The 6578-nt window shown below is 66.4% G+C and carries 6 protein-coding genes; 3 read left to right on the top strand and 3 right to left on the bottom strand.

Annotation, left to right across the window (positions count from 1 at the left end; translation table 11 throughout):
- The first annotated feature begins 43 nt into the window (after positions 1–43).
- Positions 44–1021, top strand: coding sequence for an NADPH:quinone oxidoreductase family protein (locus tag WBG82_RS12830; protein ID WP_424424908.1), 978 nt, complete (start codon positions 44–46; stop codon positions 1019–1021).
- Between the two features lie 66 nt (positions 1022–1087).
- On the opposite strand, the gene WBG82_RS12835 is transcribed toward WBG82_RS12830, so the two are convergent.
- From WBG82_RS12835 to WBG82_RS12845, 3 genes are all read right to left on the bottom strand, one after another.
- Entirely contained in the window at positions 1088–1969 is an 882-nt protein-coding gene (locus tag WBG82_RS12835) for an SDR family oxidoreductase (protein ID WP_424424914.1), read from the bottom strand.
- A 109-nt stretch (positions 1970–2078) separates the two neighbouring features.
- The gene (locus WBG82_RS12840) at positions 2079–2342 is read right to left on the bottom strand and encodes a DUF6460 domain-containing protein (RefSeq protein ID WP_324299099.1); all 264 of its coding nucleotides are present in this window, start codon (positions 2340–2342) and stop codon (positions 2079–2081) included.
- Positions 2343–2463: 121 nt separating this feature from the next.
- Positions 2464–3312: a mechanosensitive ion channel family protein gene (locus WBG82_RS12845; RefSeq protein WP_424424909.1), complete on the bottom strand. Its 849-nt coding sequence runs from the start codon at positions 3310–3312 to the stop codon at positions 2464–2466.
- A gap of 188 nt (positions 3313–3500) precedes the next feature.
- Here WBG82_RS12845 and WBG82_RS12850 point away from each other — a divergent pair, with 188 nt between their 5' ends.
- A complete protein-coding gene (locus WBG82_RS12850) occupies positions 3501–6074 on the top strand; it encodes a ligase-associated DNA damage response DEXH box helicase (RefSeq protein ID WP_424424910.1) in 2574 nt (857 codons plus the stop codon).
- A 4-nt stretch (positions 6075–6078) separates the two neighbouring features.
- On the top strand, positions 6079–6578 hold a 500-nt coding region (gene pdeM / locus WBG82_RS12855; protein WP_424424911.1), incomplete at its 3' end, for a ligase-associated DNA damage response endonuclease PdeM.

The raw sequence follows: 6578 nt of genomic DNA on the forward strand, positions 1-6578 counted from the left end.
CCTATCCTCGCCCGCAAACGAAATCAAAACAGGGGAGACGCCGATGCGCTCGATGCGCGTACACGAATTGTCGGAGAATATATCCGTTCTCCGGCTCGACGATGTGACCTTGCCGCCGCCCGGTCCCGGCGAGGTGCGGCTGAGGCTCAAGGCCTGCGCCGTGAACTTTCCCGACATCCTGATGGTGCAGGGGAAATACCAGTTCAAGCCGGAGCTTCCCTTCGCGCCGGGCATGGAGGGCGCAGGCATCGTCGCCGAGGTCGGTCCGGGGGTCACGGCCCTGAAGCCGGGTGACGAGGTGGTCGCCGGGCTCAGGATCGGGGGTTTTGCCGAGGAAGTGAACATAGCGGCGGAAAACTGCCGTCCGAAGCCGCCGGGCTTGAGCTTCGTCAAGGCGGCGGCCTATCCGGCCGCCTATCTCACCGCCTATGTGGCGCTCATCATTCGCGGCCAGTTGAAGGCGGGCGAGACGCTCCTCGTGCATGGCAGCACGGGCGGCGTCGGCATGGCGGCGGTCGATATCGGCAAGCTCTGGGGCGCGACGGTCATCGCGACCTCGGCCTCGGATGAAAAGCTGAAAGTCGTGAAGGCGCGCGGCGCCGATCATGTGATCAATGTCACGGGCGGCTTCCGCGAGCGGGTGAAGGAACTCACCGGCGGCAAGGGCGCGGATGTGATCTACGATCCCGTCGGCGGCGACATCTTCGACGAGAGCGTACGCTGCATCGCCTGGAACGGCCGTCTCCTCATCATCGGCTTCACCAGCGGCCGCATTCCCTCGGTGTCGGTCAACATGCCGCTCATCAAGGGCTTCTCGGTCGTCGGCGTGCGGGCGGGAGAATATGGCCGCCGCGACCCCGAGGCGGGAAGGCAGAACATCGAGACGATCGACCGCCTCGCCGCCGAGGGGAAGATCGACCCCTATGTCTGCGCGACCTTCCCGCTCGAACGCGCGGTCGATGCCATGCGCATGCTTCAGAACAGGCAGGCGATCGGCAAGGTCGTCGTCACGATGGATTAGCGGGGGCCGAGGGCCCCGGGGCATGCGGAGCGCCGCAAGCGCCGCGCCCCGCATGTCGCCACCTGCCTAGATGCTCCGCTGCGCCTTGTCCTTCTCGTTCGCGCTGCGGATCATCTCGCGCATGCCGGCCCATTCCGCCTCGCTCAGCTTCGACAGCCGCGAGAAATTGCCGCCACTTGCAAGATGCATCGCGCCGTCAATGGCGATGGTCTGGCCCGTGAGATATTCGCAGCCATCCGCCATGAGGAAGGTGGCGAGGTTCTTCAGTTCGTCCATACGGCCGACGCGGCCCATGGGAATGCCCTCGCGCGATGTGTCGCCCTCGACGGACTCGCCGGGGCTCAGCCTCTCCCATGCGCCCTTGGTCGGAAACGGTCCCGGCGCGATCGCATTGAGGCGGATGCCGTACTCGCCCCACTCGGCGGCGAGCGACTTCGTCATGATGTTGAGGCCCGCCTTCGACATGGCCGAGGGCACGGTGAAGGGGCTGCCGTTCCAGACCCATGTGGTCAGGATCGAAATGACGCTCGCGGGCACCTTGTCCTCGATCCAGCGCTTGCCGCAGGCGAGCGTCACATAGAAGGAGCCGTGAAAGACGATGCCCGCAATGGCGTCGAAGCCGCGCGGCGAGAGATCCTTCGTCGGGCTGATGAAATTGCCCGCCGCATTGTTGACGAGGCCGGTGAGCGGTCCGCCATCGGCCCAGATCTCCGCGATCATCTCGTCGACAGCGGCCGCGACGCGGATATCGACCGAATGCGTCTTCACCGAGCCGCCATGTTTGTCCATGAGTTCTCTGGCGGTGTCGTCGAGCACGTTCTTGCGGCGTCCGCAGATATAGACCTCGGCGCCGAGCCTGAGATAGTCCTCCGCCATCTCCTTGCCGAGGCCCGTCCCGCCGCCCGTGACGAGGATGCGCTTGCCCTTGAGGAGCCCGTCGCGAAACATCGAAACCATATTGTCCTCCCATGTGTTGCGTTGGCGGGAGGATAGCAGCCGGACGATCCTTCGCCAGCATGCGCGTGATGGGCCGAGCGGCTGCGAGGCCGCCCCTGCGTCACTTCTTCTCGACGAGATAGGTCCAGAGCCGCACGACGAGCCAGATGGGCACGACCACCACCGCGCCGAGCAGGAAATACTTCACCGACCAGTTGATCGCGTCGAAGCCCATGCGCCAGATGCGCTCCACCGTGTCGAGAAAATCGAGCCAGAGGTCGATCGGCCTGATCCCGAACCAGGCGAGCAGCACGCCGACGACGACCGACGCCGCGGCGAGCTTGAGAAGTGTCGGGAGAACGGGGCCGCCGAAAAGCCGATCCATGAGCTTGTCCTCCGGGCGCGTAATGGGCCGATCGAGTTAACCTATCCCATATATTCGGGGAAGAAACGGGGCATCGGACCTCTGGCGGGTCCGGGCGCGCCGCCGTCCCCTGAAATCCCGCCTAGCTGCGCGACGTTCCGCCGGGCTTCAGCGCGCGCGCCGCGTGCGCCCCCTCGGGATTGTGAACCGTCTGCGTGGGATAGGGGATGGTGATGCCTTCCCTGTCGAAGCGCTCCTTCACGGCGCGGGTGAGGTCGAATTTGACCGGCCAGTAATCCGCCGTGCATGTCCAGACGCGCAGCAGCATGTCGACCGAGCTTTGCCCGAGCGCATTAACCGCGATGAGGGGCTCGGGCTCGGCGAGCACGCGATTGTCGGCGGCGATGACGTCGCGCATGGCGGCCATCGCCGCGCCGATGTCGTCATCGTAGGAAATGCCGAAGATGAGATCGATCCGGCGCGTCGGGTGATGGCTGTAATTCTTGACCGCCTGCCCCCACACGCTCGCATTGGGAACGATGATCTGCACATTGTCGGAGGTGGCGAGCTCGGTCGTGAAGAGCGTGAGTTCCTTCACTGTGCCCGCGACGCCGCCGATCTCGACATACTGGCCGGCGCGGAACGGGCGGAAGATGAGCAGCATCACGCCCGCCGCGACATTGGAAAGCGTTCCCTGTAGCGCCAGGCCGACGGCAAGGCCGGCCGCGCCCAGCATGGCGATGAGGCTCGTCGTCTGAACGCCGAACTTCGCCAGCACGGCGAGGATGGTGAAGGCGAGCACCGCATAGCGGGCGAGGCTGCCGAAAAACCCCTGAAGCGTCGCGTCGATGAGCGGCGTGCGCCGAAGGGCAGCCACCGTCCATTGATACGCCTTGCCCGAGAACCAGAGCCCGGCGACGAAGATGAACAGGGCCGAGGCGAAATTGACCCCGTGTTCGACGAGATAGGGGAAGAAGGCGTTCAATTCCATGACCATGTCGGGAGGCAATTGGGGGGAAATAGAATTCACGCGCGTACAGTCTCCTGAATGGGCTCCTGATCGGGGCCGCCCTGTTTGACAGGAACGCGGCCCGGCCCTTTGGCGCAGTTTCCCATTTTCGGCCGCCAAGGGAAACGTGCTTGATGCGGCGGGCGGGAGGCGGACGCTATAGTCGCCCGATGAAGCGACATGCGATTGGAGCGCCCGGTCCCGGCCATCGTCGTGAGGAGCCCGGCCACCCGCCTCTCCCGGCACGTTTCGAGCAATGGTTCGCCGCGCGCGGCTGGACGCCGCGCCCGCATCAGCTCGCGCTGATGGACCTCGCCCGGCAGGGCAAATCGGTTCTGCTCATCGCGCCGACGGGCGCGGGCAAGACCCTGGCCGGGTTTCTGCCGAGCCTCGCCGAGCTTTCCGCGCTGAAGGAGCGAAGGGGCAGGCTGCATACGCTCTATATCTCGCCCCTCAAGGCGCTTGCGGTCGACGTGAAGCGCAATCTCGAAACGCCGGTCGCCGAAATGGGCCTCGGCGTCGCCATCGAAACGCGCACCGGCGACACGCCCGCGAACCGCCGCCAGCGGCAGCGCCGCGAGCCGCCCGACATTCTGATGACGACGCCCGAGCAACTGGCATTGCTGCTTTCCTATCCCGATGCGGCGGAAATGTTCGGCGGGCTTGCCTGCGTCGTGCTCGACGAATTGCATGCGCTGGCGAATTCGAAGCGCGGCGATCTTCTGTCGCTCGATCTTGCGCGCCTCTCGCGCCTCGCTCCGGGCCTGCGCCGCGTGGGGCTGTCGGCGACCGTCGCCGAGCCCGAGGAATTGCGCCGCTATCTGATGCCGCAGCCAGCGGGCGGAGAGGCGCTGAGCGAGATCGTCGTCGCGCCGCCCGGCGCCCGGCCCGAGATCGGCATACTCGTGCCCGCAGGGCCGGAGGATGGGAGCGACGGGCAGGACCGCATCCCCTGGTCGGGGCATTCGGCGCGCCACGCCCTGCCGCTCGTCTATGACGCGATCAGGAAGAACAGGACCACACTCGTCTTCGTCAATACGCGCAGCCAGGCCGAATTCGCCTTTCAGGAGCTTTGGCGGCTGAACGAGGATGGGCTCGCCATCGCGCTTCATCACGGCTCGCTGGCGCCCGAGCAGCGGCGAAAGGTCGAGGCCGCCATGGCGGCAGGCAGCTTGCGCGCCGTGGTCTGCACCTCGACGCTCGATCTCGGCATCGACTGGGGTGAGGTCGATCTCGTCGTCTGCCTCGGCGCGCCGAAGGGCGCAAGCCGCCTCGCGCAGCGGATCGGCCGCGCGAACCACCGCCTCGATGAGCCGAGCCGGGCGCTGCTCGTGCCCGCCAACCGTTTCGAGGTTCTCGAATGCGAGGCCGCGCGCGTCGCGACCATCGAAGGCGCGCAGGACGGGCGCATCCGCCGCGAGGGCGCGCTCGACGTGCTTGCGCAGCATGTTCTCGGCCGCGCCTGCTCGGAGCCCTTCGATCCGGCGGAGCTATACGGCGAGGTGCGCGAGGCCGCGCCCTATCGCCACCTCTCGCGCAAGGATTTCGACGATGTCGTCGCCTTCGTCGCGACGGGCGGCTATGCGCTCAGGACCTATGATCGCTATGCGCGGCTGCGGCCCAATGCGCCCATGACGGGCGACATGCGCCTCAGGCCCGCATCGCCCCGCGTCGTGCAGCAATATCGCATGAATGTCGGCACCATCGTCGAAGCGCCGATGATGAAGGTGCGGCTCATCCGGCAGGGGCGGCGGCCGCGCAGCGCATATGGGGGCCATGTGCTGGGCGAGGTCGAGGAATATTTCGTCGATCAGCTTGTGCAGGGAGACACGTTTCTCTTCGCGGGCCATCTGCTGCGCTTCGAGGGACTGGGCGAAACGGAAGCGCTCGTCACCCGCGCCGAAGGCGGCGATCCCATGATCCCGTCCTATTATGGCGGCAAGTTTCCTCTCTCGACCTTTCTCGCCGGTCGCGTGCGGCACATGCTCGCGCATCGCGAAGAACAGAAATATCTGCCGGCGCAGGTGAAGGAATGGCTGCGGATGCAGGAATGGCGCTCCCTTCTGCCGAAGGAGGGCGAGCTGCTGGTCGAGACGTTTCCGCGCGGCGACAGGTTCTATCTCGTCTGCTATCCCTTCGAGGGCCGCCTCGCGCATCAGACGCTCGGCATGCTGCTCACGCGCAGGCTCGATCGCGAGGGCGCGCGGCCCATGGGCTTCATCGCCTCGGAATATGCGCTAGCCATCTGGTCGCTGCGCGATGTGGGCCTCATGGCCGAGCGCGGCGCCTTGCCGCTCTCGCGCCTCCTGGATGAGGACATGCTGGGTGACGATCTCGAAAGCTGGCTTGCGGAATCGAACCTTCTGAAGCGCACCTTCCGCGATTGCGCGATCATTGCCGGGCTCATCGAGCGGCGTTATCCCGGCCAGGAGAAGACGGGCAGGCAGGTGACCTTCTCATCGGACCTCATCTACAATGTGCTGCGCGAGCACGAACCCGATCACATTCTGCTGCGCGCGACCTGGAACGACGCGGCAGCGGGCCTTCTCGATGTCGCGCGCGTCGGCGACATGCTGAGGCGCATCCGGGGAAAGATCGTGCTGAAGAGGCTCGACCGCGTTTCGCCGCTTGCCGTGCCGGTCCTGCTCGACATCGGCAAGGAGCGCGTCGATGGCGAGGCGAGCGAGGCGCTGCTCCACGAGGCGGCGGACAAACTCATCGAAGAGGCGACACGTCTTGTTTGAGGGGATGGAAAAGGCGAGGGACGAGCACCTTCATGCGGCGCCAGCGCTGCGCGTCTGTGGCGCGGACCTCATCGTCCTGCCCGAAGGCGCGGTCTGGTGGGCGGCCGAACGCATGCTCGTCGTGGCCGATCTTCATCTCGAAAAGGGCTCCGCCTACGCCGCAAGGGGAATTGCGCTTCCGCCTTACGATACGCGCGCGACGCTTTCCCGCCTCGAAGTGCTGATCGGGCGGTTCCGCCCCTCGCGCCTCGTCGCGCTCGGCGACAGCTTCCATGACGGCGAGGCCGAGGCGCGCATGGGCGCCGAGGACGCAGCCATGCTAGCGCGGCTGACGCGCCGCGCGGACTGGATCTGGATCGCGGGCAATCACGACCCCCGCCCCTCGCGGAAATTCGGCGGCACGGTGCGGGAGGAATTGCGCGCAGGCCCTCTCACCTTCCGCCATGAGCCCCGGCCCGCGCCCGCCCCCGGCGAGATCGCGGGGCACCTTCATCCCTGCGCGGC

The organism is Parvibaculum sp. (assembly GCF_049671045.1).
Lineage (GTDB): Bacteria > Pseudomonadota > Alphaproteobacteria > Parvibaculales > Parvibaculaceae > Parvibaculum.